The sequence below is a fragment of the Zooshikella sp. RANM57 genome, from assembly GCF_050749885.1.
GTDB lineage: Bacteria > Pseudomonadota > Gammaproteobacteria > Pseudomonadales > Zooshikellaceae > Zooshikella.
In genome coordinates, this window is record NZ_JBOIUB010000004.1 from 450,009 (window position 1) to 474,291 (window position 24,283).

The 24,283-nt window shown below is 39.9% G+C and carries 22 protein-coding genes; 15 read left to right on the top strand and 7 right to left on the bottom strand.

Annotated features, from left to right (window positions below):
- Positions 1 to 17 precede the first annotated feature (17 nt).
- From ACQ96U_RS11590 to ACQ96U_RS11600, 3 genes are all read left to right on the top strand, one after another.
- Positions 18 to 2,834, top strand: coding sequence for a polyketide synthase (locus tag ACQ96U_RS11590; protein WP_431721409.1), 2,817 nt, complete (start codon positions 18 to 20; stop codon positions 2,832 to 2,834).
- A gap of 25 nt (positions 2,835 to 2,859) precedes the next feature.
- Positions 2,860 to 3,180, top strand: coding sequence for a RedY protein (locus tag ACQ96U_RS11595; protein WP_431721410.1), 321 nt, complete (start codon positions 2,860 to 2,862; stop codon positions 3,178 to 3,180).
- 127 nt (positions 3,181 to 3,307) lie between these two features.
- A complete protein-coding gene (locus tag ACQ96U_RS11600; RefSeq protein WP_431721411.1) occupies positions 3,308 to 4,474 on the top strand; it encodes a nitroreductase family protein in 1,167 nt (388 codons plus the stop codon).
- Positions 4,475 to 4,561: 87 nt separating this feature from the next.
- Here the strand turns inward: ACQ96U_RS11600 and ACQ96U_RS11605 are convergent, their stop codons facing one another.
- Positions 4,562 to 5,278 carry a DUF4336 domain-containing protein gene (locus ACQ96U_RS11605; protein ID WP_431721412.1) on the bottom strand — a complete coding sequence of 239 codons (717 nt, stop codon included), beginning with the start codon at positions 5,276 to 5,278 and terminating at the stop codon, positions 4,562 to 4,564.
- A gap of 220 nt (positions 5,279 to 5,498) precedes the next feature.
- On the opposite strand from ACQ96U_RS11605, the gene ACQ96U_RS11610 reads away from it, so the two are divergent.
- On the top strand, positions 5,499 to 5,969 hold the full coding sequence (locus ACQ96U_RS11610) for a hypothetical protein (protein WP_431721413.1): 471 nt from the start codon (positions 5,499 to 5,501) through the stop codon (positions 5,967 to 5,969).
- A 217-nt stretch (positions 5,970 to 6,186) separates the two neighbouring features.
- Complete coding sequence (locus ACQ96U_RS11615) at positions 6,187 to 6,903, top strand: penicillin-insensitive murein endopeptidase (RefSeq protein ID WP_431721414.1); 717 nt, start codon at positions 6,187 to 6,189, stop codon at positions 6,901 to 6,903.
- A gap of 43 nt (positions 6,904 to 6,946) precedes the next feature.
- On the opposite strand, the gene ACQ96U_RS11620 is transcribed toward ACQ96U_RS11615, so the two are convergent.
- Positions 6,947 to 8,035: a PLP-dependent cysteine synthase family protein gene (locus ACQ96U_RS11620; RefSeq protein ID WP_431721415.1), complete on the bottom strand. Its 1,089-nt coding sequence runs from the start codon at positions 8,033 to 8,035 to the stop codon at positions 6,947 to 6,949.
- Positions 8,036 to 8,463: 428 nt separating this feature from the next.
- Here ACQ96U_RS11620 and ACQ96U_RS11625 point away from each other — a divergent pair, with 428 nt between their 5' ends.
- The 4 genes from ACQ96U_RS11625 to ACQ96U_RS11640 all read left to right on the top strand — a co-directional run bounded on the left by ACQ96U_RS11625 (position 8,464) and on the right by ACQ96U_RS11640 (position 13,451).
- Complete coding sequence (locus ACQ96U_RS11625; RefSeq protein WP_431721416.1) at positions 8,464 to 8,850, top strand: DUF2721 domain-containing protein; 387 nt, start codon at positions 8,464 to 8,466, stop codon at positions 8,848 to 8,850.
- On the top strand, positions 8,847 to 9,596 hold the full coding sequence (locus ACQ96U_RS11630) for a 4'-phosphopantetheinyl transferase family protein (protein WP_431721417.1): 750 nt from the start codon (positions 8,847 to 8,849) through the stop codon (positions 9,594 to 9,596). Before ACQ96U_RS11625 ends, ACQ96U_RS11630 begins: the two co-directional genes overlap by 4 nt.
- Positions 9,597 to 9,777: 181 nt before the next feature.
- Positions 9,778 to 10,545, top strand: a complete 768-nt coding sequence (locus ACQ96U_RS11635) for a substrate-binding periplasmic protein (protein WP_431721418.1) — start codon at positions 9,778 to 9,780, stop codon at positions 10,543 to 10,545.
- Between the two features lie 194 nt (positions 10,546 to 10,739).
- Positions 10,740 to 13,451: a cation-transporting P-type ATPase gene (locus tag ACQ96U_RS11640; protein WP_431721419.1), complete on the top strand. Its 2,712-nt coding sequence runs from the start codon at positions 10,740 to 10,742 to the stop codon at positions 13,449 to 13,451.
- A gap of 9 nt (positions 13,452 to 13,460) precedes the next feature.
- Here the strand turns inward: ACQ96U_RS11640 and ACQ96U_RS11645 are convergent, their stop codons facing one another.
- From ACQ96U_RS11645 to ACQ96U_RS11655, 3 genes are all read right to left on the bottom strand, one after another.
- Positions 13,461 to 13,760 (bottom strand): MTH1187 family thiamine-binding protein, encoded by a 300-nt coding sequence (locus ACQ96U_RS11645; protein WP_431721420.1) that lies wholly within the window; start codon positions 13,758 to 13,760, stop codon positions 13,461 to 13,463.
- A 298-nt stretch (positions 13,761 to 14,058) separates the two neighbouring features.
- Positions 14,059 to 14,469, bottom strand: a complete 411-nt coding sequence (locus ACQ96U_RS11650) for a DUF5329 family protein (RefSeq protein ID WP_431721421.1) — start codon at positions 14,467 to 14,469, stop codon at positions 14,059 to 14,061.
- Positions 14,470 to 14,701: 232 nt separating this feature from the next.
- Positions 14,702 to 15,442 carry an NUDIX hydrolase gene (locus ACQ96U_RS11655; protein WP_431721422.1) on the bottom strand — a complete coding sequence of 247 codons (741 nt, stop codon included), beginning with the start codon at positions 15,440 to 15,442 and terminating at the stop codon, positions 14,702 to 14,704.
- Between the two features lie 323 nt (positions 15,443 to 15,765).
- Here ACQ96U_RS11655 and ACQ96U_RS11660 point away from each other — a divergent pair, with 323 nt between their 5' ends.
- From ACQ96U_RS11660 to ACQ96U_RS11670, 3 genes are read left to right on the top strand one after another with little or no spacing between them, the layout of a single operon-like run.
- Complete coding sequence (locus tag ACQ96U_RS11660; RefSeq protein WP_431721423.1) at positions 15,766 to 16,410, top strand: isochorismatase family protein; 645 nt, start codon at positions 15,766 to 15,768, stop codon at positions 16,408 to 16,410.
- A 12-nt stretch (positions 16,411 to 16,422) separates the two neighbouring features.
- Positions 16,423 to 17,604 carry a nicotinate phosphoribosyltransferase gene (pncB, locus tag ACQ96U_RS11665; RefSeq protein WP_431721424.1) on the top strand — a complete coding sequence of 394 codons (1,182 nt, stop codon included), beginning with the start codon at positions 16,423 to 16,425 and terminating at the stop codon, positions 17,602 to 17,604.
- Positions 17,605 to 17,613: 9 nt separating this feature from the next.
- A complete protein-coding gene (locus ACQ96U_RS11670; protein ID WP_431721425.1) occupies positions 17,614 to 19,284 on the top strand; it encodes an NAD+ synthase in 1,671 nt (556 codons plus the stop codon).
- A gap of 126 nt (positions 19,285 to 19,410) precedes the next feature.
- Here the strand turns inward: ACQ96U_RS11670 and sodB are convergent, their stop codons facing one another.
- A complete protein-coding gene (gene sodB, locus ACQ96U_RS11675; protein WP_431721426.1) occupies positions 19,411 to 19,992 on the bottom strand; it encodes a superoxide dismutase [Fe] in 582 nt (193 codons plus the stop codon).
- Positions 19,993 to 20,192: 200 nt separating this feature from the next.
- Here sodB and ACQ96U_RS11680 point away from each other — a divergent pair, with 200 nt between their 5' ends.
- Positions 20,193 to 20,318 (top strand): hypothetical protein, encoded by a 126-nt coding sequence (locus ACQ96U_RS11680; protein ID WP_431721427.1) that lies wholly within the window; start codon positions 20,193 to 20,195, stop codon positions 20,316 to 20,318.
- A gap of 163 nt (positions 20,319 to 20,481) precedes the next feature.
- Here ACQ96U_RS11680 and ACQ96U_RS11685 read toward each other — a convergent pair whose 3' ends face one another.
- Positions 20,482 to 21,606, bottom strand: coding sequence for a saccharopine dehydrogenase family protein (locus ACQ96U_RS11685; protein WP_431721428.1), 1,125 nt, complete (start codon positions 21,604 to 21,606; stop codon positions 20,482 to 20,484).
- A 201-nt stretch (positions 21,607 to 21,807) separates the two neighbouring features.
- Between ACQ96U_RS11685 and ACQ96U_RS11690 the strand changes: the two genes are divergently transcribed.
- Together ACQ96U_RS11690 and ACQ96U_RS11695 are read left to right on the top strand one after the other, a co-directional pair.
- Positions 21,808 to 22,689 carry a hypothetical protein gene (locus tag ACQ96U_RS11690; protein ID WP_431721429.1) on the top strand — a complete coding sequence of 294 codons (882 nt, stop codon included), beginning with the start codon at positions 21,808 to 21,810 and terminating at the stop codon, positions 22,687 to 22,689.
- Positions 22,690 to 23,199: 510 nt separating this feature from the next.
- Positions 23,200 to 24,279, top strand: coding sequence for a hypothetical protein (locus ACQ96U_RS11695; RefSeq protein ID WP_431721430.1), 1,080 nt, complete (start codon positions 23,200 to 23,202; stop codon positions 24,277 to 24,279).
- Positions 24,280 to 24,283: the final 4 nt, after the last annotated feature.

A 24,283-nucleotide genomic window follows, 5' to 3' on the forward strand; every position in this document is an offset into this window, starting at 1 on the left:
CTTAATTGGAATAAAGTATGAAAGTCGTTGATAGCCAACAACCACTTGCCATTGTAGGAGTAGGTTGTTTATATCCTCAAGGTAGTGATGTAGAAAAATTTTGGCATCAGTTAGTTCAAGCAGAAAGTCGTTTTAGTGCATTATCACCATCGCGCTTTCCTCATTATAATGATAATCTAAAGTCACTTTTTTCTAATTGGCAGGGATCGTTTTTTGAAACAGTTGAATTTGATTTAAAGCGATTCCGAATTCCACCTATTTATAGGAAAGCGATTGCCTCAATTACAGGTATGTATTTAGATGTTGCTAAACAGTGCTTTGAGAGTGCAGCATTGGCAAACATAGCGACATCAACGAATAAAATTGATGTGATATGTGGAGCATGTTTTGGATTTGATAGTACATATTTAAATGCATTAAAAATAGAGGGTGTCGCATCACTGGATGATGTATTACTAAAAGACAAACATAAACTTCAGTTATTGAAAAACTTGCTTCAGGAATATTTTGGTTGTACTTCGCATGATCGTGTCGGAGAAATGGCGAGTAGTATTCCTGCGCGTGTGGCGAGTTATTTTGGTTTGCGTGGACGCGTACAGGCGATTGAAAGTGCTGATGTAAGTGGATATTTTGCGTTGGAGTCTGCTGCTTTATCATTACAAGCAGGATTAAGTGATGCTGTAATGGTGATCACAGGCCAATGCATTGAAAGTTTGTTGATGCCACTGTTGTTGAGTAAAAAAGGATTTGCAGGAACAGGAACAAGCAACCCATTTTCATCACAAAATAATGGCGTTTTATTGGGTGAAGGTGCCGCAGGTATTGTATTAAAGCGGTTAGCTGATGCTCAAGATAATGGTGATCATATATATGCAGTTATTTCGGGCTTTGCTACAAGCACTGCTGCTAATGGCTTGAAATATAACCCAGATAGTAAAGCTAAAGTGAGTGCCTTAGAAAAAGCTTGCCATTATGCAAGTATCCAAACAGAGGATATTGAGTATTTTGACTGTATTTTTGCAGGTGGTGAGTCAGACGCTACAGCCACATTAAGAGCGATCGACAGCATTTATTCAGCAACAGTGAAAGACAAGCCGTTATATATCAATAGTTCAGTTGCAATATATGGGCATACTTTTGCAAATGCTGTCATGACGGGGGTACTTGCCACAAGTTTGGCTATACACCATAAAAACTTTCCAACATCAGTATTAGATAAAAATAAAAGCGTCACGACTTTATCTCATCAGTCACCTGTTACTGATAATATTCCACATGCCCAACCTTGGTATAATGAAAATAACCGATATATCGCAAGTATTATGGGATCAGCATTAAATGGACTGAACTGGAATATAATATTAAGTAATCCAATAGAATCCAGAAAGACATCAAGTGTTATAAACCAGCAGGCTAGCAAGAGACATAACGCTGTTCTTAAAGAAAAGAATATAACATTGGATCGTGAACCTATTGCTATTGTCGGTTTAGGTGGTGCATTTGGTCAAAGTGATTCTGTAAATGATTTTTGGCAGGATTTATTGGCTTCAACTGATCACTTACAACAGATTCCTAATGATTTATTACCAAGAAAACAGTTTTATCAAGAGGGACAGTCACACTATTTATCAAGTTATGCTGAAATTGGAGCGGCATTGAGGAAACGAGATTTTAATTTAGCGCGATTTAAGTTATTTCCAAAGCGCCTAGAATTAATGGATAAAGTGCAAAAGGTTGCGTTGGCGATTGCTGATGAAGCATTACAGGATTATGGTTTTAGTGACAAACACCAACAGGATGTTAATGCTGCGATACTCGTTGCGAGTAACTTGTCTCTCTCGAAAGAGCGTGAACGTGTTGTGAATTTATGTCGACATAAATTAAACGGAATTATTCAGCAGATTTATCCTGAATTTATAGCCCATCAAAATACTCCTAATGAAGTAGAATTTACAAATCATTTAATGTTGGATGGTTCTTTGGCAAGTGGTACGGCAAGTTTAATAGCACAATGTATGCACTTACCTGCGGCACCCTATGCAATTGAGGCTGCTTGTGCGTCAACGTTTGCCGCTTTACAGAATGCAGTACTTGCACTCCAGCTACGGCGCTATGACTTTGTGTTGGCTGGAGGCATTGAATTACCTGTAAACCTGCGAGATTTGGTACTTTGTTCTGCGCAAATGATGCTTTCTAAAGACAAAATATCTCCTTTTGCTGATCAAGCTGATGGATTTTCACCTGGAGATGGCGCAGCATTTTTTGTATTAAAACGGCTATCAGATGCGCAGCGTGCTGGTGATAAAATTTATGCAACAATAGATGCTATTGGTGGATCTGCTGATGCGGGGTCAATGACTGCTCCTAATGCAGAAGGGCAAACCCTTGCTATCCAGCGAGCATTTGCTCAAGTAAAATATAAACCGAGTGATGTGCAGTATGTAGAGGCTCATGGTACTGGAACACGTTTAGGCGATATGGCTGAATTGACAGCAATTAAAAATGTATATGGTAATAAAGTAGAAACTTATGTTTCAAGAACTGCACCATTGATGGTAGGTTCTGTTAAAGCGAGTAATGGACATACATTTGCTGCGGCTGGTGGAGCTGGTTTAATGAAGACGGTGTTAGCGTTACATCATAAGATAATACCAGCGACATTATTAAGACGTAAGATAGATCCTCAGTTACCATTAATCAAAATACCTGCAGAAATAGTATCATGCAATAAAAAATGGCCAGAAAATAATAATAGGCGATATGCTGCGGTAAGCTCCTTTGGTACAGGAGGTATTAATTACCATTTATTAGTTTCTGCATGTAATAACAATTAAATTTTAATTACAAAGGAGAAGATCTATGGATACGATTATACATAAAATACGACTGTTAGATATAAATAAAGCAGCTGATTTCGAGCACTGGGTAGAAACAACAGACTATGCGACATGCCCCGATTTACCCAGTGTTTTACAGTTTGATGTGCATCGAGTCTCTCAAGCACCTGATGCTTCGTATCATTATGTAGAAATTATTAAAGTGACCAATCACACTGATTTTAATAATGATATGAGTACTGATGTTTTTGCTGGACTTGTTTCTCGTTTTACTTCCATGGCTGAAGTTGTTGAGGAAGTATCAGGCGTTCAGTTGGGGCTTGGTTATAGAGCCAATTCTTAAGGGGTATGCTCAGGGCAATTGTATATAAAAATAGTTCGTGATGAATTTACCTATAGCTATGAATATCGTTTTTTTGTTTTCTAATTTACACGTTTGTTAGTATTTATTTTCCTGTTGAGGAGCCATCATGAACAAAAATTTGTTGGATGTCGTAAGTAAAGCGATTGAAATTGCTCGATGGGCACCTTCATCTCATAATTGTCAGCCATGGAAGGTTATTACTTTAAAAGATGCAGGTAAGCAATATGATGCACTGTTTAACCAGCCGCTAAAGTCAAATGAATTATTATGTTGCTTAGCATTGGATAAAAAACGTCAATTGAGTGCTTTACCTAGTTTACAGTTTGAAATGTACATAAGTTGCGGTCTTTTTTTAGGGTTGTTTTGGTTGGCGGTTAGTCAGCAAAAAGCACATTGCCGCTTTCACTGGTTATGTGATGCTGAGTTAAATCTATCATGGTTACAGGTGGCTTCTGAACATGAAAGTGAATTACTGGTCGCAATGGTTATTACGGCTGAAAATCGTGACCAGATAAGAAATAATCAAGTGAGCACTGTCGAATCTAAGCTTAATCATTTACTGGATATGGTCAGTACACGACGTACGTTTCGGGGTTTATTTGAAGAGAAGTCATTTGATCATGAAATGATAGAGAACTTATTATCTCGCCGCTGGCCACAGGCTATCACGGGGGGAGAAGCTTTAGTTCAACTTGAACAAAATAGTGGGTTTATTCGTAATACTACAAAGCTTATAGCAAAGTATGCTGCACTGGATTTTTCGAGTTATCGAGCCTGGAAAGAGACCTATCGATATATACGTTTTGATCAACAGGCAGGTACCGAAGATGGCTTTTATTTGCAAAGCTTATTTGGCCCCATGCCAAAGCGAAAAATAAAATTTTACGAATATATGTTATCCCCTTTAGTAATGCAGGCTCTGCGTTTGGTTAATGTACCACACTATATGGCTAAAGAGCTGAGTAAGCTGGTTGAGAAATCAGCTCAGTTGTTGGTTATTAAAATGAACACTGAACGTTTAAGTAAGCGAAATTTGGTGATGACAGGAGCCCGATTGATGGAGGTGTGGTTACAGGCTCATCACGCTGGCGTGGCATTTCATCCATTGAGTGTACTGTTGCAACATGATGAACCTCGAGAAGCTCTGCAAAGATTACTGCAGTGTCATAATGAGCGTATAGTTTTTGTTGCCCGTGTTGGCTATATAAAGACACCTGAAGATATCAGCCCCAGGCGCACTGCTCAAAGTATTCATACTGCTGTTTATTCTTAGTTTATGCGAGGGAACTGATTTAATATTGCGTTATTTAGATCTGATTTACGGTCTTCAAACGGTACGCTTATTGCCCTATTTTACATATCAATGATGTGCTTCTAACCATTTAAATGATTCTATTAGAAAGGAACGAGCATCCTGAAAAATACATTCTCCATGAGCAAGAATGATCGTCTTAATATCCCAGCTTAATATTAAATCAAGAGATTGTAGGGCTTGTTGTTTGCTGCCAAAGGAAAAGCTCAGTCTCCAATCAGCGGGCATTTTGCCATGGGGGGCAAGAACCCCTGTAAATCGAGCAATGGCTCTCTGCCAACGGTTAAAATGATCAGGGTCAAAGTTTTCAATAAGATCTGTCACTATTAATGTTTTAGATGGTTTATGGTAAAAGACGGTTTCTTCCATTGCTGGACTGCCATGAAAGATGGTTTGGTCAATTTCTTGCTGCCAATATGTTTCTGGAGTATCCGTTAGTTCCGCAGTGAAGGAAATATCATCTCTTTTTTGGCAAACTTCATGTGTGCCAAATGTTAATGCTTTGGGGTATGAAACTACCCAGTCAGATAAAAATAAATGGTGTAGCTTATTGGGTGCAATTAAGTAACGTACTTCGCCTAGTTCCTTTAGTGCTTGTTGTAATGACTCATTTAAGCGAATCGGTGAGTGAATCCATAGCTCATTATTGGCTAGTCTAATAATAGTCATACGTGTAGAATAAGAAAATCCATAAAAATTAACGTCTTCCCCATTACAAATCCATATATTTTCTGCAACAGTAATTAAATTGTCTGAGTTGTTCATTGTTATTCCTCCTTGGAAATTAGTGTTTATCTCTTTGGTGAAAGTTTTAATAAAGGTGTATTTAGTATTTGTCACCAAATAATCATGTTAACAGTCAAGTGATGAATACAAAATAGTTTTGTAGGCTACTCTTAGAGTTTGAGCAAATGATTTAGAGACTGTCTCAATATTACATTAAATAAGACACTAAGCGTGTAAAAAAAATGAAAGGAAGCTGCATATGAAGGCATATTTAGGTATAGGGGTTGTTGCACTATCATCATTTTTTTCAGGATGTTGGAATAGTAGTGGAACACCTGCACCCGTGACTCCTCCTGCGGTTTTAGCAAACTGTGGTGCTATGACGGGGACCATGAAAGGGGTTGGAGCTGATGTGACAACAGGCATATCAATGGATGTCAACACAACGTTTTCTTTAACCAATAATAAGTTTGTTAGTATTGACTGGACAGTTAACGGTCAATCTCAACCTAGAGACCCTGTGAGTGGTCGTAAAGGTAGTGGGAATTTAGTGACAACTAAGCCTGGTCCTCCCCCTGAGTTTGATGTGAATGTAACGATCCAACAGGATGGTTACTCCATTAACATTACTGGAACCATTGTGGGTGCACCAACATGTACGGGGCATGGGCGGTGGACTGCAACCAAAAATAATAGAAATGCAGGGAGTGGAACGTGGAGCATTCCATAAGGCGTAGTGTATAAGCAGCCATACAGCTGCCGAGTTGTCAAAAAAACGATAGCGAAAGCTATCGTTTTTTTATGTTTAAAGATTTAAGGGTATGAAGTCTCTAATTTACTTGAAAGAAGTTCAGCTGTTTTAGCATTAGAATATGGAACTAAAAGTATTCAAGCGTTGAATATGTTAGATTGTATGTGGTGTATTATGAGCTGAGTAGTAATAAGTCATGTTAGTAAAAACGCTGTTTGGTTTTGTTGTCGGTGGCTGTTGTAGTGTGGTTTTAGCGAGCACGCAAGTTGATAGCACGTGTTATGGCACAACAGCAAAGGGGCGTCTATTAAATGGTGTATCCTTACCTGGTGAAGGTAAAAACTACGTAGCCTATAGTGATACAGCTATTGCTTTAGGGCGAACCTATGTACATTCCACTGTGCGTGACGTGATTTTGGATGCGTATAAAACGCTTTCCCTAACATTGCCAAAAACACAGTTCAAATATGCTGAAACAGGTTTTAAAGAGGGTGGACGTTTTAGACCGCATAAAACTCACCAAAATGGCTTATCTGTTGACTTTATGGTGCCTGTGAAAGATAAGTCCGGACAGCCCGGTATTTTACCAACCCATATTTTTAATAAGTTTGGTTATGACATTGAGTTTGATAATGCGGGTCGAACAGAAGATTTCTATATTGATTTTCCTGCTGTAGCAGCACATTTAAAAGCATTGCACCAGGCTGCAGCACAGCATGGTATTAAGATCTGGCGGGTAATTTTTGACCCCAAACTACAACCTTATCTTTGGCAAACAGCAGATGGCGCTTATTTACGCAAAAATTTAACGTTTTCCAAGCGACGCTCATGGGTCAGGCATGATGAGCACTATCATGTAGATTTTATTGTGCCTTGTAAGCCGTTAAGTTCATATGTAGATGATAGTCAGTAGACTATCATCTTTTCTGCTCTTCATATGCTGGTGATTAGGAATGCTATTGTTGGATATTAGGTAGGTAACCGGTATTCCAAAATGATTCTAATGCTTGTGTATAAGGGGCTAAGGTAAATTGTTGATCTTTCAGCCATTGATCGTTGTAATACGTGTTTAAATAGCGGTCACCTGAGTCACAAATTAAGGTGACAATACTTCCGTGTTCTCCACGTTGCTGCATCTCACTGATTATTTGCAAGGTTCCATAAAAGTTCGTACCTGTGGAGCCACCTAGCTTCCGTCCCAATATCTTTTCAAGAAAGTGAATGCTGGCAAATGATGCGGCATCAGGGATGCGTTGCATACGGTCAATGACCGTTGCAATAAAGGAAGGCTCAACACGGGGGCGGCCAATGCCTTCAATGCGGGAACATTGGTGGCTTGTTAAGTTTGCATCGCCACTATTGAAGTAGTCAATAAAGACAGAGTGCTCAGGGTCTACTACGGCTAACTGGGTATTATGGTGTCGTTGAGGATGATAGCGAATATATCGACCAATAGTGGCTGATGTTCCACCGGTACCCGCACTGACGACAATCCAGTTGGGGACAGGATAACGTTCCGCGCTCATTTGTCTGAAAATAGAATCAGCAATATTGTTATTGCCGCGCCAGTCTGTGACCCGTTCAGCAAAGGTAAATTGATCCATATAGTGGCCATTTAACTCTTGTGCGAGACGTTCTGACTCAGCATAAATTTGGTCCGGTGAAACTAAATGACATTGTCCACCATAAAATTCAATCTGTGCGATTTTTTGGGGGGCTGTGGTTTTAGGGATTACAGCAATAAATGGAAGACCTAATAGCCGAGCAAAGTAAGCTTCTGAAATGGCCGTACTGCCTGAAGAGGCTTCAATGATCGGTGTGCCTTCCTTAATCCAGCCGTTACAAAGGCCATAAAGGAAGAGTGAGCGGGCAAGGCGATGTTTCAGGCTTCCAGAAGGGTGTGTTGATTCATCTTTAAAGTAGAGATCAATATTTGGAACACTTGGAATGTCCAGTTTAATCAGATGAGTATCTGCAGAGCGCTTAAAGTCGGCCTCAATTTTTTGAATTGCAGTATTTACCCAGTGTCGTGCTTCTATTGTCATAATGACTCCAATGTTAGTCTGAGAAAAATACCCTTGGTTTTATAACCTTTACTGTGGTGGCATATCGTATGAGTGCAATCCTTAGCCGTAGGGCTCGTCACCTTTGTTGTCAGTATATATGTGGTGTTGTCGCCAAAATCCCCAAAAGTTGTCAGCATAGTGTGAACACCAAAGGTTATTCTATTTTGTTATAACTATATATCTTATTTTACTGTAGTGTGTTGTATAAGCAAACTCTGAGCAGTTTGAGATATAGACTGATAGAACGGTTATCAGTTGCTTTGTCTGCTATATCTGACTTATCGCAAAAGGCACAGTGGGAGAGAGTATAGAGGCTATATAACCTCTACTCATTGATTTCTAACAGCTCAATGCCGTAAGTTCGTTGTATAATTTTGATAAAACTTGTTTAGCTGAAGTATTTTTTTATGCAGATTACCATTACCACACCTGGCTTATTATTTCCTGCAATATCATTGTTACTATTAGCCTATACGAACCGTTTTTTAGTGATTGCCCAACTTATCAGGGAGTTACGTAAACGTATTGACCAGGGCAAAGCATGTAATACAAAACGACAAATAACGAACTTACGAAAAAGGGTTAATTTGATTCGTAGCATGCAATGGTTTGGTGTCTTTAGCTTCTTGTTATGTACCTTTTCTATGATAGCTATTTTGCTTGAATATTCAGGTATTGGTGAAGCTCTATTTGGGTTGAGCTTAGCCTTTATTACATTGTCGTTATTATGTTCGCTATGGGAGATCCAGATTTCTGGAGAAGCACTCAATATTGAACTGGAAGGCATGGAGTGAGTAATACTATTAGTCATTTGCTGTTGAACTCTATTCCTTCGCAACTTAAGGGCGGGTCTGCTTTCTTAATTGAATTGGATCGACATGTTTTACCTACACATGATGAGCTTATACACTATCTGACGCCTTCTGAAAAAAAACATGTTTCATCGATAAAATATGTTCAATCATATGATCGTGTGATCGTAAGTAGAGCGGTGCTTAGAATTTTGTTGGGGCACTACTTATCTTGTTCTCCATGTTCGGTTGATATTACGCTAGGAACCCATGGTAAACCCATGCTTAAAGAAGCGTCTTTGTTTTTTAATGTATCTCACGCTGAAAATAAATATATATATTTGCTTTCTTGTGATGTCCCAGTGGGAATTGATATTGAATACATTAATTCAAGAAAACACTGGCAGGAAATAGCACGAGATTATTTTCACCCTGACGAGTATAACATTTTTTCTAATGATGTAGATTGTTCAGATCTGATCCAGCAGTTTTATCGTATTTGGGTAGGCAAAGAAGCGGTGATGAAGTTATCAGGACTAGGTATGGCGTTACCCATCAATAGTTTTTGCATTGACCCTGATAAGGAATTGCAAAAAGTCTATTATGAATTTAATAACGAGAAGTCATATTGTTCTCTTCAGTTGATAAACCGCCAAGATTTATTTGCATGTGCGGTTGCGACGCCTGTAAATAAAAAAATTAATATTAAGCATATTATACCCATAACAAACCCTAAAAATGATTCATGAAGGGTATATCATTAATGAGTGAATCATCATTATTATCTTATTCTTTGATGTGACTTCCTGTCATGTGAAAACTTAGTAAAGGTGGTATAATTAACCTTAGTCAGGGCCTATTAACGGGCCCTAAAAAGGGGGGGCGCAAAAGGAACAGCGAATACTGAACAAGTTATGAGTAGGATAAAGAATGATGAAAAAAATAATAGTTGTTTTATCAGCGCTGCTGATGTTCAGTGAGCTTACTCATGCAGCGAAGATTAAAGTATTACGTGCAGATTTTCGTGAGCGTCCTCCCCTGATGTTTTTGGTTAATGGTAAGCCTGGAGGCCCTTTAGTTGATGTTCTGAACTTAGTGGCAAAAGAAGGAGGTTACAGAATCTCCTGGCGTAAGAGTCCCTTTCAACGCAGTATTAAAGATATCAAACTGGGATCAGTTGATATTATACCTAGAGTATCTCTCAATGAAGAAAGAGAAAAATTCTTGCATTTTTTAGGGCCTGTAGGGTATCGACTTGCTAATACGCTTTTTTTAACTGAGGCTGCGCTTAAAGCAAAAATATCAAGCTATAACAACTTATATAGCTTGGTTGTAGGCGCGAAACGAGGTTCATTCTACTTTGAGGAATTTAATAATGATGATTCTTTAAATAAAAAGTTGTATGGGCATTATTCTGCAATGGCACGGGCATTATCAAGTGGTGAGGTTAATGTCTTGGCTGTGATTGAGTCTGACCGTAAAATGCAGGAACAAGAACTTGGCGGTGCTATGGGCAGTCAATATGTGTATGCTGACTATGTCCATGTCAGAAAAGAACCTGTTTATTTTGCGTTATCTAAGAAGTCACCTTACGCCAATCAAAAAGACGCATTAAATTCAACAATACAGTCTCTCATCAGCTCGGGACAGATTAAAGCAATTTATAGCCGGCATAATGTTACATTCACTGCAAAATGACTTTATGATTATAAGGGGTAATTGTTTAGTTAATTAATAGGTTATTTGTTTTTCTTTACAGCTGGTTGTCCGCTTTCAGTTATTCTGTATCGCCTTTATTCGTTCAAACTTTCATACTCTCCTTTCTTGAAGACAGTAATATTCATATAGTGTATCTTATTATCAAAGCTCACTGATGTTGGGAAGGACGAATTATGCTTAGTTTGGAAAAGAAGCACTGGCATCACCTGACGGATAAAGAGAGTATTGATGCGTTAGAAACGGATGAAATACGTGGTTTAACCAGTGACCAGGTGTATGAACGCCAAAAATGTTTTGGTTTGAATCAGCTTTCAGTGAAGCAACAAAAAAGCAACTTACGATTGTTTTTTAGTCAGTTTAATCAGCCTCTTATTTATATTTTATTAGCAGCAACCCTTATCACACTGTTACTTAAAGAGTGGGTAGATGCCTCGGTTATTTTTGGTGTGGTTTTGGTCAATGCGGTTATTGGCTTTATGCAAGAACGTAAGGCCATTAAAGCTATTGCAGCACTTGCTAATGCGATGAATTATGAGGCAACGGTTATCAGGGATAAACAAAAACGACAGATTGCTGTTCAGCAACTTGTTCCTGGAGATCTTGTTTTACTGCAGTCAGGTGATAAGGTTCCAGCGGATTTAAGGTTATTACACAGCAGGGATTTATATATCGATGAATCTTCGCTAACGGGTGAGTCAGTACCTGTTGCAAAAAATACAACACTTTTACCTATAGAGTCGATGTTGGTTGACCAACATAACATGGCTTTTTCAACATCACTTGTGACTTATGGCGTTGGTAAGGGTGTTGTCGTAACTACGGGTGATGCGACGGAAATAGGGAAAATAAATGCATTATTAGCCAGGACAACCAAGCTACAAACTCCATTATTAAAAAAAATGGAGAAGTTTAGCCAAGCATTGCTTTGGGTGATTTTATTTCTGGCTGGCATGACATTTTTATTTGGTATTATGCATGGTGAGTCTTGGCTGGATATGTTTATGGCGGCTGTTGCCTTAGCCGTTGGAGCTATACCAGAGGGATTGCCTGCCGCGATGACCATTACATTGGGTATTGGTGTTGCACGTATGGCTCAGCGCAATGCCATTATTCGAAAATTGCCTGCCGTAGAAACATTAGGTAGTACCACTGTTATCTGCTCTGATAAAACCGGGACATTAACCCAGAACCAAATGACTGTTGCCAGAATTATAGCGGCAGGAATAGAGTATGAAGTAACGGGAGCGGGATATACTCCTCATGGCAAGGTTCATTATCAGGGGGAAACCGCAGATTTAACTAAAAATCAAGCGCTGTCTCAGTGCTTAAAAGCGGGGGTTTTATGTAATGAAGCCCGGCTTTTTCAGAAAGAAAGCAGTTGGTGTATTGAGGGAGACCCGACAGAAGCGGCACTTATCGTATCTGCAAATAAAGGAGGGTTAGATCATGAAGTTTTACACTCTGATCATCCTCGTTGTGATGCAATACCTTTTGAGTCTGAGTACCAGTATATGGCGACTGTCCATCATCATGAAAGTGAGGATACACATTTAGTCTATTTAAAGGGTTCTGTTGAAAGTATTTTGTCCCGCTGTCAGTCCATGCTTGATGAAAGTGGTAATGAGCAGGCATTAAAGACTGAGTTAATAGAACAACAAATGCAACAATTAGCCGCACAGGGAATGCGTGTCTTGGCTTTTGCGCGCACTGAACATGAGGTTGCGTTAGGGGCTATAGGCCATGATCATGTTGCTGAGCAGTTAGTTTTTCTTGGCTTGCAAGGCATGATTGATCCGCCCAGAAAAGAAGTGATTGAATCGATTCAACAGTGTCACACCGCTGGAATTTCAGTAAAAATGATTACAGGAGATCATGGTGTGACGGCATTGGCTATCGCCAAGCAAATTGGCTTATTAACTTCGGAATCACCCCATAATGTAATGATGGGGGCTGAAATACAACAACTGAATGAACAGCAGCTGATAGCAAAAGTACAACAAGTGTCAGTGTTTGCGCGTATTGCTCCAGAACAAAAATTACGTCTCGTTGAAGCATTACAAGCGCAGGGTGAAGTGGTAGCGATGACGGGGGATGGGGTGAACGATGCTCCTGCACTAAAGCAGGCCGATATTGGAGTAGCCATGGGGCGAGAAGGCACTGAGGTTGCTAAAGAAGCTGCAGACATGGTACTGACTGATGATAACTTTTCTTCTATTGTCTCTGCAGTACAAGAAGGACGAGGTATTTATGATAATCTGATTAAATTTATTACCTGGACATTACCCACCAATGTAGGGGAAGGGCTCGTTATTTTGATGGCAGTGCTACTGGGTACCACATTGCCTATACTACCCGTACAGATTTTATGGATTAATATGACAACAGCGATATGTCTGGGGTTAATGTTGGCTTTTGAACCTAAAGAGCAGGGCATTATGATCAGACCGCCAAGGTTGCCGAATGCACCTATTTTAGGGAAACAACTTATTTTACGCATTATTATTGTTTCAGTGTTACTGGTATTAAGTGCATTTTGGCTCTTTCACCAAGCGTTAGTTGATTCAGGTAATGTGGCTAAAGCACATACGATGGCTGTTAATGTGTTTGTATTTGGTGAGATGTTGTATTTATTTAATTGTCGTAAGCTGTATGTTTCGCCCATTTTTACAACATTGCTTGGTAATCCTTGGTTGCTGTTGGGCGCCATGTTTATGACTGGACTGCAAGTACTTTACACCTATTGGACCCCAATGCAGATAATTTTCCACAGTGCTCCTTTGACATGGCAGGACTGGGGATATATTGGTTGTGCAGCCCTCGTTATTTTCTTGGCAGTGAGTTTAGAAAAACAAATCTGTAAACCTAAAGTCGCAGTTAATGTTTGAAGAGAAGGGTTACCATTTATTTTGTACACTTGATACCTTATCTGTCATGGATTGTTCTCGGTCAGTTCGGGTACCAACTTTTAATGTTGTTGTGATGCGTGGTGCTCCCATGGCATGAATGGCTTCGTGGCAAGCTTTAATTGCTTTGAACACTACATCCCAATCGCCTTCGATAATTGTGCCATATGCATGTAGCTCCCAGTTTAGTCCCGCTTGATCAAGAATAGGCTTACAGGCTGCTATATAAGGAGATAACGAAACGCCAACACCTAAGGGAATAATGCAAAGATCGACCATCACTTTCATCATAATGCTCCTGTTTATTGAGTTAGGTGATTAAGCGCTTTTGTAAGCTTAGCAAAAAATAAAGAGTATTAGACACTAGCAGGTAGGTGTGAATAACCGTTGAAGTGGGGAAGGGTTGAAAAGAGAGAAATTTAGAACTCTGTAGAAAGCTGATGATGATAATGTGATTGCTCACTTTTCCTATTTTATAAATGCTTAACATATTACCATAGTTCTATTTTTGCGGCGTTCATTTATTAGCAACACTGCTTCTCACTAGGTAATTAAACTGAGCAATCACATTATCATTAGATATCGCAGATCAATTAAGAGAGACGGAAGTCGTTTTGCTTTGTAATGCTCTAAACTTATCTAACTCTGCAAGTAGCCAGTCTTGAGCTCGTAATGGCGCATGGTTGGGACAAAGTACCTGGTAATCTTTACCTGTAATAGTACTGCGTGAGGCGGTCATTAAAATGAAATCTTCGGTGTTATTAATTTCATCACGAAAATAATCATAACGCTTTAAAATATGGGATGCAGCCTCAGTTGAACTATGTTTGGCGCCATTTCGTTCCATGAGGCAAGCAGAGTTTCGGACAAAATCAACAAGATGGTTGATTTCCGTTTGCTGTTCTGGTGGAACGTCCGCTATCCCAGTATTTGCAAATAAAAACACAGTGAAGAAAAGTAACAACTGTTTATGCCAGCAAGTTGTAGTGTTTGTGTGCATAGCCTTCCTCACATTTTTTAGTATTTAGGTTTTAATACCGCTAGCCTGCTTATTCCTTAAACATCAATTTAGGATTATTAGCCTTATTATTATGACTGAGTCTGAGACTTAAAAGCTATGAAGTTAATAACATAACTAGCGGATACATTGACGGCGATGACCACATGTCTAAAAAACACGCTGTAATAGACATTTTGTCAAGAAAATAGTGTATCTATATTAGGATAACTACTTATTCTTGCTGAGTTGTGTGATAAAGCCGATTATAAAAGTGGGCTTTTGCCGTTTTTTTCAAGCGGTAAAGTGCTGCTGGACGGTTACTTCCATAGCGTTTTTTCCCTGTATCTTCGAGTAAGTCTTCGTGTAAAAAGCGATTACGAATAGAGCGCATAGGAGGGGCTTTTTTCAGAATAGCGGCAAAGACGTCACGTATATCAGCAAGTGTAAACTCTTCGGGCAATAAGTAGACAGGCAAAGAAGTATATTGAATTTTGTTACGGAGTCTTTCTAGCGCTTGGGAAATAAGGAGGTTGTGGTCAAATGCTAACTGCTCTGTGACACTGTCTCCAAGTATATTACACCAACGTACATCTTCTGTTTGCTGTTGAATGTCAGTACCTGGTAACAGGGCATAGTAGATAACAGTGACAGACCAACCGCGAGGGTCTCGTTGAGGGTTACCAACGGTTCCAACCTGTTCTAGGTAAGGGGCCTTCATGCCTGTTTTTTCATGAAGTTTTCTATGAGCCGTGGCATCCAAGTCTCTGTCTTGATCAATATCAATAAAACCACCCGGTAGACCAAGCTGCCCTATATGAGGGTGCTGTTTACGTGCACACGTAAGCACCTGTAAATGTTGATTGTGAAGTCGAAATATCACCACATCGACACTACAGAGTGGTGTTGTGTAGTGGTTTATATTGTACTGTTGCAAGTATTCTTCTTCACTGATCATAGTGTGATCAATGGGCATCTAACTTCGCCTCCGCCTGTTATCAGCACCGTACAACGGATATTAATCGTGTTAAGCCATGTGTCATGTATATATAGCTTATGCTGTTGATCTGCAAATATTTTTAATTAAATATTCGGATGATACTTACATTAAAACTTAGTTTCTTCGGTTGTCACTGCGTTTTGACTAAATAAACATGGTTTAACACAAGACTCATCAGCCGGAGGCCAGTTTACGCTATGTAAGCACTTTAAACAAAGTCGAAAGTTGAGCGATAAGCTTGACATGTAAATGAATTAGGTTCACTATGTAAGTGAATTTAGTTCATTAAGGAGGGTGTCATGTTCCTCGGTAAAAAGCAGTTTGTCGCTAGTTTTGATGTAGATGCCCAGCAAACATTTACCCCACTATGTCCAAATGAGTTACCCGTGCCTGATGGACATACTATTGTGAAAGAGCTTAATGCTCAGGCACAATTGGCGGGTTGGCGCCTTGGCTCCAAAGATGCGCATAGTCCCCATGCTATTTGGGTAGCCGATGAGCATCACCCTCCATTACAGCCAGTTGAAGGCAAGCATGTTGATATCCGCTGGCCTGTACATGCTGTACCTGGAACAAAGGGGTTTACGCTGCTATCTGGGTTACCAGAGCCTGCGGCATATGATTTTTTTGTTTGGAAAGGGGTTGAGTTGGATATGCATCCTTATGGAGCATGTTTTCACGATTTATCAAATAAACTCAGTACGGGTGTTATCGAGTTCTTACATTTTCGCCAAATTCAATGGATTGTGTTGGGAGGACTGGCATTGGATTATTGTGTTAAAACGACAGCTTTACAACTTAGATCTGCTGGTTTCAAAGTTATTGTTAATTTAGCGGCAACAAGAGGGTTTACGGTTGACTCCGTTGCTGGTGCTAAAGCTGAAATGGAAAACGCTGGCGTGATATTTATTACCTGTTGTAGTGATTTGAAGGTCGAGTTGTAGAGGAGAGGTAACATGAGAGAACAAATTATTACCTCATTATTAGATACTGATTTATATAAATTCACCATGCAACAGGCTATGTTGCATCAATACCCTAATACTGATGTTGTTGCTAAGTTTAAATGCCGTAGTCCTATTGACTTAAAAGGGTTACTCCCTGAATTACGTGAACAAGTGATGGCGTTAGCAGGCTTAACGTTTAAACAGGATGAGATACGTTTTTTAAAACAGTTGCCGTATTTGAAACCTGATTTTGTTGATTTTTTAGCAACCTTTAAGCTACAGGCTCACTATATAAATGTGGGTATTGAAGATGGTCAGCTTGCGGTCACTGTTGCGGGTCCTTGGGTTCAAGTAACGCATTTTGAGATTTATCTGTTGGCCATTATCAGTGAATTATATAGTCGTAAGTATTACTCAACAGTATCTATTGATGAAGGTAGACAGAGACTTTATCAAAAAATAAAGCGAATTAAGCAAGCGGAACCTGAAGCTGGTCGGTTTGGTTTTAAGTTAGTTGACTTCGGAACGCGTCGGCGATTTAGCCGGAATTGGCATTATGAAGTTGTTGACGTGTTAAAGCACGAATTGCCAGACCTTTTTATTGGCACAAGTAATGTTTATCTTGCCAGAGAAATGGATATTGTGCCTATAGGTACGATGGCACATGAATGGATTCAGGCTCATCAAGGATTAGATGTCAGGCTTGTGGATAGTCAAAAAGCAGCACTTGAAGCATGGGTGAAAGAGTATCGAGGTGAACTCGGTATTGCTTTAACAGACACAATTAGCATGCAGGCCTTTTTACGTGACTTTGACCGTTATCTGGCAAAAGTGTTTGATGGTTTACGGCATGACTCTGGAGACCCCATACGATGGGGAGAGCAGGCTTTAGCACATTATAAAGCGCTTGATATAGACCCTAAAACCAAACAACTGGTTTTTAGTGATGGGTTAGACATCACTCAAGCACTTAATATTTATGAGCATTTTAAAGGACGGACACAAACCAGTTTTGGTGTTGGTACTCATCTAAGTCATGACTTAGGCGTGCCTGCGATAAATATGGTATTAAAATTAGTGGAGTGTAATGGTCAACCTGTTGCAAAACTATCGGATAGCCCAGGAAAAGTCATGTGTCATGACGAAGCATTTGTGACTTATTTAAAACAGGTATTTGCGGTTGCAGCCTAAAGGAGAGTGATGATGAAAGTAACTTTAGCTCAGCTTAATTATCGTATTGGGGACTTGGCCGGAAACTGTAAAAAAATAATTGAAGTTATAAAAAAACTGGGAAATAAAACAGATTTAATTATTTTTTCAGAGCTTTGTATTACAGGGTATTACCCCTTAGATTTGCTAGATCAACCTGCGTTTATTGCAAATCAGGAAAAGTATATCGAAAAGATTAAAAAACTGTCTGAACAATATTCCTCAGGCATTATCATAGGGTTTGTGGATCGCAACACATTTACGGGGAAACCTTATCATAATGCATTGATGTTAATTGAAAAAGGCAATTGCCGTTTTATTTATCACAAGAAACTATTACCTACTTATAATATTTTTTCTGAAGCTCGTCATTTTGAACCTGGAAAAATACCGGGTGTTTGCCTGTTTCGTGGACGGCGGTTAGGTTTTTTAATTTGTGAAGATGGATGGAATGATCAAGCGCCTTTTTATTATGAGAATAACCCCGTGCAGGATCTTGCACGGGAAAAGCCCGATCTAGTGGTTTCAATTAATAGTTCGCCTTCAAATACGGGAAAACAACAAGAACGGGTTTTACGTTTTACGCATATTGCAAAACACTGTCAGGCACCTTTGGTTTATGTGAATCAAACAGGGGCTAATGATGATATTGTTTATGACGGTGCCAGTTTTGTGTGTGATGAAAAAGGGCAAGGGGTGCTGCAACTGCCGGCATTTGAAGAGCATGTTATGACAATAGCCTTGCCTGATTCTGATCAAAAAAAATTACCCAGTATCTCTTTGCTCACCATGGATAATACGGCACTTTATTATCAGCAGCTCATTATGGGAATCAGGGATTATGTGGCTAAGTGTGGTTTTCCGGGCATTGTCATTGGTTCTTCTGGTGGTATTGATAGCGCTTTGACATTAGCGCTTGCGAAGCTAGCTGTTGGAGCCGATAAGGTTATCGCTATCACCATGCCATCGCGCTTTTCTTCAGAAGGCAGTCTACAAGACTCGGAAGCGCTTTGTGATAACTTAGGCATTAAGCTTTATACATATTCTATTGATGATGAGTTTGCCTTATCTTTGCAATCTTTTTCGAGTGTTTTTAGTGAACCAGCAAAAGGAATTACCGCTGAAAATATCCAGGCCAGAATTCGTGGTCGAGTTTTGATGGAGTACAGTAATCAGACAGGTTATTTAGTGTTATCAACGGGTAATAAAAGTGAACTTAGCGTTGGTTATGCCACTTTATATGGCGACATGTGTGGTGGATTAAATGCTTTGGGGGATTTGTATAAAACACAAGTTTATGCGTTAGCAAACTATTATAACGAGCTGCACCCTGAAGCTGTTATTCCTCAGGAAATTATTAATAAAGCCCCATCCGCTGAGTTGGCTGAAGATCAAAAAGACAGTGACTCGTTACCTGACTATCCAGTATTAGATGCCATTTTACAACAATATATTGAAGGCGATTTAATTTCAGATCATGAGCGTCAACAGGCTAGTACTATCTTACAGCAGGTGTCTTCTGAAGAGATTGCGGAGGTCAAAAAGCTAGTTGACCGAGCAGAGTTTAAACGTCGCCAGGCTCCACCTATCATTCGTGTACAGCGTCGATCCTTTGGGGCTGGGCGTCAACTACCTATTAGTGGGAGCTATGAGTATTGCTGATCAACAGGGTAAGTAAGATTGACATACACTGTTGTTTTTTGAAGCCAGCTACTTGTTGCGAGAGTGTAACTGGCTTTTGAGGGTAAGTATCAGGTTAAGGTTTAACCTGTACTTTTATATCGCGCATTATTCTGCAAAATTCTTCGCAGCAAACTCCCAATTTACCAAAGCCCAAAATGCTTTCAGGTAGTCGGGGCGAGAGTTACGATAGTCGATGTAGTAGGCATGTTCCCACAAATCAACAGTTAACAGAGGTTTTTGGTGAGTCGTCAAAGGGGTAGCGGCATTGCTGGTGTTCACAATTTCTACACTACCATCTTCATTTTTTACTAGCCATGTCCAGGCAGAACCAAAGTTATTAGCTGCACGATCATTCCACTGTGCTTTAAATTCTTCAAATGAACCAAATGCTTTATTGATTGCATCAGCAAGTTCACCTGTTGGCTCACCACCACCATTAGGGCTTAGACAGTGCCAGTAGAATGTGTGGTTCCAAATTTGTGCTGCATTGTTGAACATACCACCTTCAGCATGTTTAACAATGTATTCCAGATCTTTACCTTCTAGTGCTGTGCCTGGCAGTAAACCATTTAATTTATCAACGTAAGTCTTATGGTGTTTGCCATAATGGTAGTTGAGGGTTTCCTCAGAGATATGAGGTTCAAGTGCATTGCGCTCATAAGGTAAAGCAGGTAGTTCGATAGCCATATGCTACTCCAATTATCTCATCATTAGGTGCTAATCAATTACGGATTGCCTAAACTACAGTTACAAAAATACGTTAACTGTAGTTTAGGCAATAAGGTCTTCCCTTTAAGAAAGTTATTATAGAGAGGTATTTTAATATTCCTCTTTACTCAGATACGTGTATACCTTTGCTTTGGGTATATTGCCGTATAGGAGGTCACATGATGTTACCCGTAAAACATTCATTTAGGGAGTCAGTTTTTATGCAAACTTATGTTGTTACTAATACCCCCTGGTTGTGGGTATTAGTTAAAACGCTAAAGGCTAAGTTCAATACCGTTGCTTAAAAAACCTATATTGTCTGAAAAATAAACATTAAGCAGTACATTATAGTTTATGCTGCAATCTTAGCATTTTGCCCATTGCCTATCTACGTGATTCGTGTGTGGTTATTTGTACACTTCATTCAGTATGTCCTGTTTGCTGGTATGGGGTTTAGTGTGAGACTTTTCAAGAGGGTAATTGAGTAGTAATACGAATATTGGATGTGTTGGGAAGGCTTTCTACACAGTTTCGCCCCATAAGTTGTGAGGGGGTGAAATATCCTCCATCACCGGCATAATTTAGTAGAAACTGCAGGGCAAGTAATACCCCTGCAACCGTTAAATCGTAGCCATCAGCGGCTTTCAAAGACGCTCGCTTAACCAGCCCGGCTGAGTTCTTAACTTCCCCCCAGAAATAAGTGACACTTTGCTGACGTTCTACAGGGGTTGGTGTTTGAAAACGTGAAGATATAAGCAGGTAAGCAAGTTTTTTAAGCCAAGGTAACTTAAGTAGACTTCTAAACCAGCGTAAACGTTTCAGCCAAGGAAGATGCTCAGGATCGATAGGGTAAAGACACTCAATGTTGGGGATTTGAGTACTGAAATACGCTGAAGCTAAATCTCCCCATGGAATAGCCGTTACCATCTTTTCGCTTTGTTTATCATCAAAACGACGCATATGATAGCCAAAGGGTACTGGCGTAAGCAGGCCATTTTGTCTTATCAGACAGCCATTCGCGACAACATTGTAAAGCGTTTTAACAGAGCCTGGGCTTAGTTTGCCATGTACTTCAAAACCTAAGGATAAGGAAATGGCATCAGGTAAGGCATGCTTCAAGGTTGCTGCAATACAGTCAGTGGGGATGACATCAAAGCCTACGCCAGGACATAAGACAACACCAGTCTCCTGTGCTTTGGTATGGAAGCGTTGCACATTGACGAGAGTCGTTAAGTCGCCATTGATATCTAAATAGTGTACAGCATTTGCGAGGCAGCTTTGGATAATTGCACTCGTGTCTTGGGGGAATGGTCCTGCACAGTTGATTAGAACATCAACATCGTTAAGCTGTTCACTGGCCTCGTCGGCTTTTAAAATATTAAAAATACGATAAGAGCAGCCAAGTTCAGTCGCTAAGGGTACAATAAACTGCTCTTGTCGCCCTGCAAGGATGGGGGATAATCCAAGCGCATGTGCTTTACGAGCTACTAAGGTCCCTGTGTAGCCATTTGCGCCATACAACAAACACTTTCTACCACTCAGTAGTTCCTTAAAGTCGCTATGCGACAATTGTTCCAGAGATTTTCGGAACACTGTGAAATCTCCTAAATTATCTTGTAGTGTTACCTTGGCGCGAGTGCAATCTTATGATTCATTTTGCTTTTCATCATGGCACGTTACCAGAGAATCATTATCAAAGGTTTAGGCAGCTAATGCCAGTACTTGGGTTAAGTACTGCATTACACTACAATCAGCGGTACAGTATTTATTGAGTAACTATTGAGCATCAACTGTATGAGTAGACACCTTGAAGACATCGATGACGATCTGCCTAGTATGGCAATTGCTAGGGACGATATTGCTGACCGTGCAATTCATCGACGCTCACCAGGTAAGGTTAATCAACCTGAAGTTAAGACACGCACCAATCCTTTTTGGGTTTTACTGTTACTGGTTTTAGTCGTAGTTGTATCTGGTGGTGGATTTTTGGGTTATCAGCAGCTGACAGTGTTACGAGCTGAGTTGAATACCACAAAGCAAGCTTATGACCAAGCACTTCAGCAATTGCAGGATGTGACAGGTAAAGTATCAGAGACTGATGCATCTATTACGGAATCTGGCAGCAAAATTCAGCAGGCCATTGATCAAATTCAAATAGATTTAAAGCTTGCTCATTCAGAAATTCGTAAGCTATGGGACTTATCAAATAAGCGTAATAAGCCTGCTATTGCTAAAGTGACTGAGCAGCTGGCTCAGCAAGAAAAAAGCTTAGCAGAACTAAAACCTGTATCCAATCAGCTAAAACAAACCAATCAGTCGCTGCAGGCACTTGAAAAAAGCTATAAACAAATTTCTGCTGATGCTCAACAGGCCAAAAAGAGCGTTCAGCAAGTGCAGGCTTTACAAAAGGCGCTTTCAAGTTTGGAGAGTAAGTTACAATCATTGTCTAGCCAAGTGTCAGTTGCCAGTACTGAGCAATTAGCAACTCAGGCTGCGTTACAAGAGCAACTTGCTCAGCTCGACAAGCAGGTTTCTGGCAAGCAGTTACAGTCTGATGTAGCCGCCAAATTGAAAAATGTCGATGAATCGATTCGCTCGATTGATGCTTTCCGCCGCCAGGTTAATAGCCAGTTATTAGCACTCAAAAATGAAGTGCGACAGTTACGTAATCGTTAACAGGGCCTGTATAAGGCCCTCACCCTATAGTTTATCGTCTTTATACCCTTCGTTATGGATTTATCTGGAGTACTATTGCTGACGTATAGGAACGTGAAGTACTAAAATGCTAAATCAAGTCACAGTTCTTAGTTATAAGACATCACAGCATATCAATCGGATAGCGATATAATCCTCTGATAGCTCTATCACGCCAAGTGAGTCAACTCAAAGTGAATAGAGTAGGATGGCTACGTTTTTAAGAAAAATGATAGAGTAACCCAGTGATAAAGTTACAGTTTGCTAGTATTTTAGTGACAGAAAACAGTTTTCACTGGTAATTAGCTAATGGCACCAAGCGGTGTTGTATTATCCGGGGTAACAAGTTGCTAATTTTAGTGTTGCTGAGCAAGGTTGCTTGGGTATAGCGTAACGCATTGCTGTATCCATAGCTTCATCAGTTATGAAGCAACATTCTGCTTCTTGTTGTATTAGCAGTAAATAATAAATGCTATTTGAGAGTGTGTTGCAATGCTGAAGTTGTCACAGAGTTGTTTGTTACTGCTGAGTGTGTTGTTGGTGGGGTGTGGATCGCAAGGCACTCGTTCTGGAGGAGGATTTTCCTCTGTAAGTCCTGAAGATGCTCCATTTGATTATAAAGGTGATGATTACGCAAAACGTTTAGGTGCCTATGAAGCACAGTTTAAGCGGCCTCATCAGTGGCTGACAGGAGGGAATGGGCAATATTACTTTGCTTTCTTTGATGCAGCAGGCCAACCAACGGGATTAACGAACACACAACTCAGTCAAGCCAGTCGTGTTGTTAAATCGCAACTTATTGCTAAACCTTACGCAGTTGCTACTTTTTTCATACCTTCTGGTGATCATCAGCTCATTAAACGTTTGTTAAAGCAGCAAAAAGGACTGCTAACACCAGCTTATAAATTAACGGATGAGCTGGAAATTATTCCTGATATTGATCGCACAACACGTTTATTTCACGAATATCGTAATAATTATGGCTTACGGTTAGTGTCCTTAAAAAACACTTTGAAATATCACGTTAGATTTGTTGCAAGTGTGGAAAGTCAGTGTCCCACACGAGAGTCAGAAGGTATTACCAGCTGTGTTATGCAAAGCTGGATGCTATCAAATAGTTTAAGTAATGTTTTTAATACAGATAACCCTTATAACGTTACATTGTTGAACCGACTGTTAAATCAAGAGTGGCCTAAATTGGGTTACATTATACTTAATGATCAACCTGTCGTAGAGTCACCAGCAGTGGTTAACATGAAGTTTGCAAACAGTTCCAAATCAATGAAGCAAGCTACACCTGCTAAGCGTGCTCAAGAAATAAAACCTTATTGGAATCGAAGCCGTTGGGACATTGTTATTGTTAAAAATTCTGACCAGAGTAGGCGAGAGCTTGCGGAGAGAATGACTGAAGAAAGTGCTTATTGTGAGGTTAAACTCCTCCCATTGGAAGCGCTTGATCAATATAATCCTGCTACAGCACCCAACATTTATGCGCGAGAAAAAGCTAAGCAATTTACTGACAATATTGCACAGCAGTTTTGTGGTAAAGTGATTCAGCAGCTGGCTCGATAAAATA

Coding starts and splice junctions, on each gene's coding strand:
- ACQ96U_RS11610 (WP_431721413.1), top strand. CDS start 5,499: ATGAAGGCATATTTAGGTATAGGGGTTGTTGCACTATCATCATTTTTT.
- ACQ96U_RS11615 (WP_431721414.1), top strand. CDS start 6,187: ATGTTAGTAAAAACGCTGTTTGGTTTTGTTGTCGGTGGCTGTTGTAGT.
- ACQ96U_RS11620 (WP_431721415.1), bottom strand. CDS start 8,035: ATGACAATAGAAGCACGACACTGGGTAAATACTGCAATTCAAAAAATT.
- sodB (WP_431721426.1), bottom strand. CDS start 19,992: ATGGCTATCGAACTACCTGCTTTACCTTATGAGCGCAATGCACTTGAA.
- ACQ96U_RS11660 (WP_431721423.1), top strand. CDS start 15,766: ATGTTCCTCGGTAAAAAGCAGTTTGTCGCTAGTTTTGATGTAGATGCC.
- ACQ96U_RS11605 (WP_431721412.1), bottom strand. CDS start 5,278: ATGAACAACTCAGACAATTTAATTACTGTTGCAGAAAATATATGGATT.
- ACQ96U_RS11625 (WP_431721416.1), top strand. CDS start 8,464: ATGCAGATTACCATTACCACACCTGGCTTATTATTTCCTGCAATATCA.
- ACQ96U_RS11695 (WP_431721430.1), top strand. CDS start 23,200: ATGCTGAAGTTGTCACAGAGTTGTTTGTTACTGCTGAGTGTGTTGTTG.
- ACQ96U_RS11680 (WP_431721427.1), top strand. CDS start 20,193: ATGATGTTACCCGTAAAACATTCATTTAGGGAGTCAGTTTTTATGCAA.
- ACQ96U_RS11590 (WP_431721409.1), top strand. CDS start 18: ATGAAAGTCGTTGATAGCCAACAACCACTTGCCATTGTAGGAGTAGGT.
- ACQ96U_RS11595 (WP_431721410.1), top strand. CDS start 2,860: ATGGATACGATTATACATAAAATACGACTGTTAGATATAAATAAAGCA.
- ACQ96U_RS11655 (WP_431721422.1), bottom strand. CDS start 15,442: ATGCCCATTGATCACACTATGATCAGTGAAGAAGAATACTTGCAACAG.
- ACQ96U_RS11600 (WP_431721411.1), top strand. CDS start 3,308: ATGAACAAAAATTTGTTGGATGTCGTAAGTAAAGCGATTGAAATTGCT.
- ACQ96U_RS11650 (WP_431721421.1), bottom strand. CDS start 14,469: ATGCACACAAACACTACAACTTGCTGGCATAAACAGTTGTTACTTTTC.
- ACQ96U_RS11670 (WP_431721425.1), top strand. CDS start 17,614: ATGATGAAAGTAACTTTAGCTCAGCTTAATTATCGTATTGGGGACTTG.
- ACQ96U_RS11690 (WP_431721429.1), top strand. CDS start 21,808: ATGAGTAGACACCTTGAAGACATCGATGACGATCTGCCTAGTATGGCA.
- ACQ96U_RS11640 (WP_431721419.1), top strand. CDS start 10,740: ATGCTTAGTTTGGAAAAGAAGCACTGGCATCACCTGACGGATAAAGAG.
- ACQ96U_RS11645 (WP_431721420.1), bottom strand. CDS start 13,760: ATGATGAAAGTGATGGTCGATCTTTGCATTATTCCCTTAGGTGTTGGC.
- pncB (WP_431721424.1), top strand. CDS start 16,423: ATGAGAGAACAAATTATTACCTCATTATTAGATACTGATTTATATAAA.
- ACQ96U_RS11635 (WP_431721418.1), top strand. CDS start 9,778: ATGATGAAAAAAATAATAGTTGTTTTATCAGCGCTGCTGATGTTCAGT.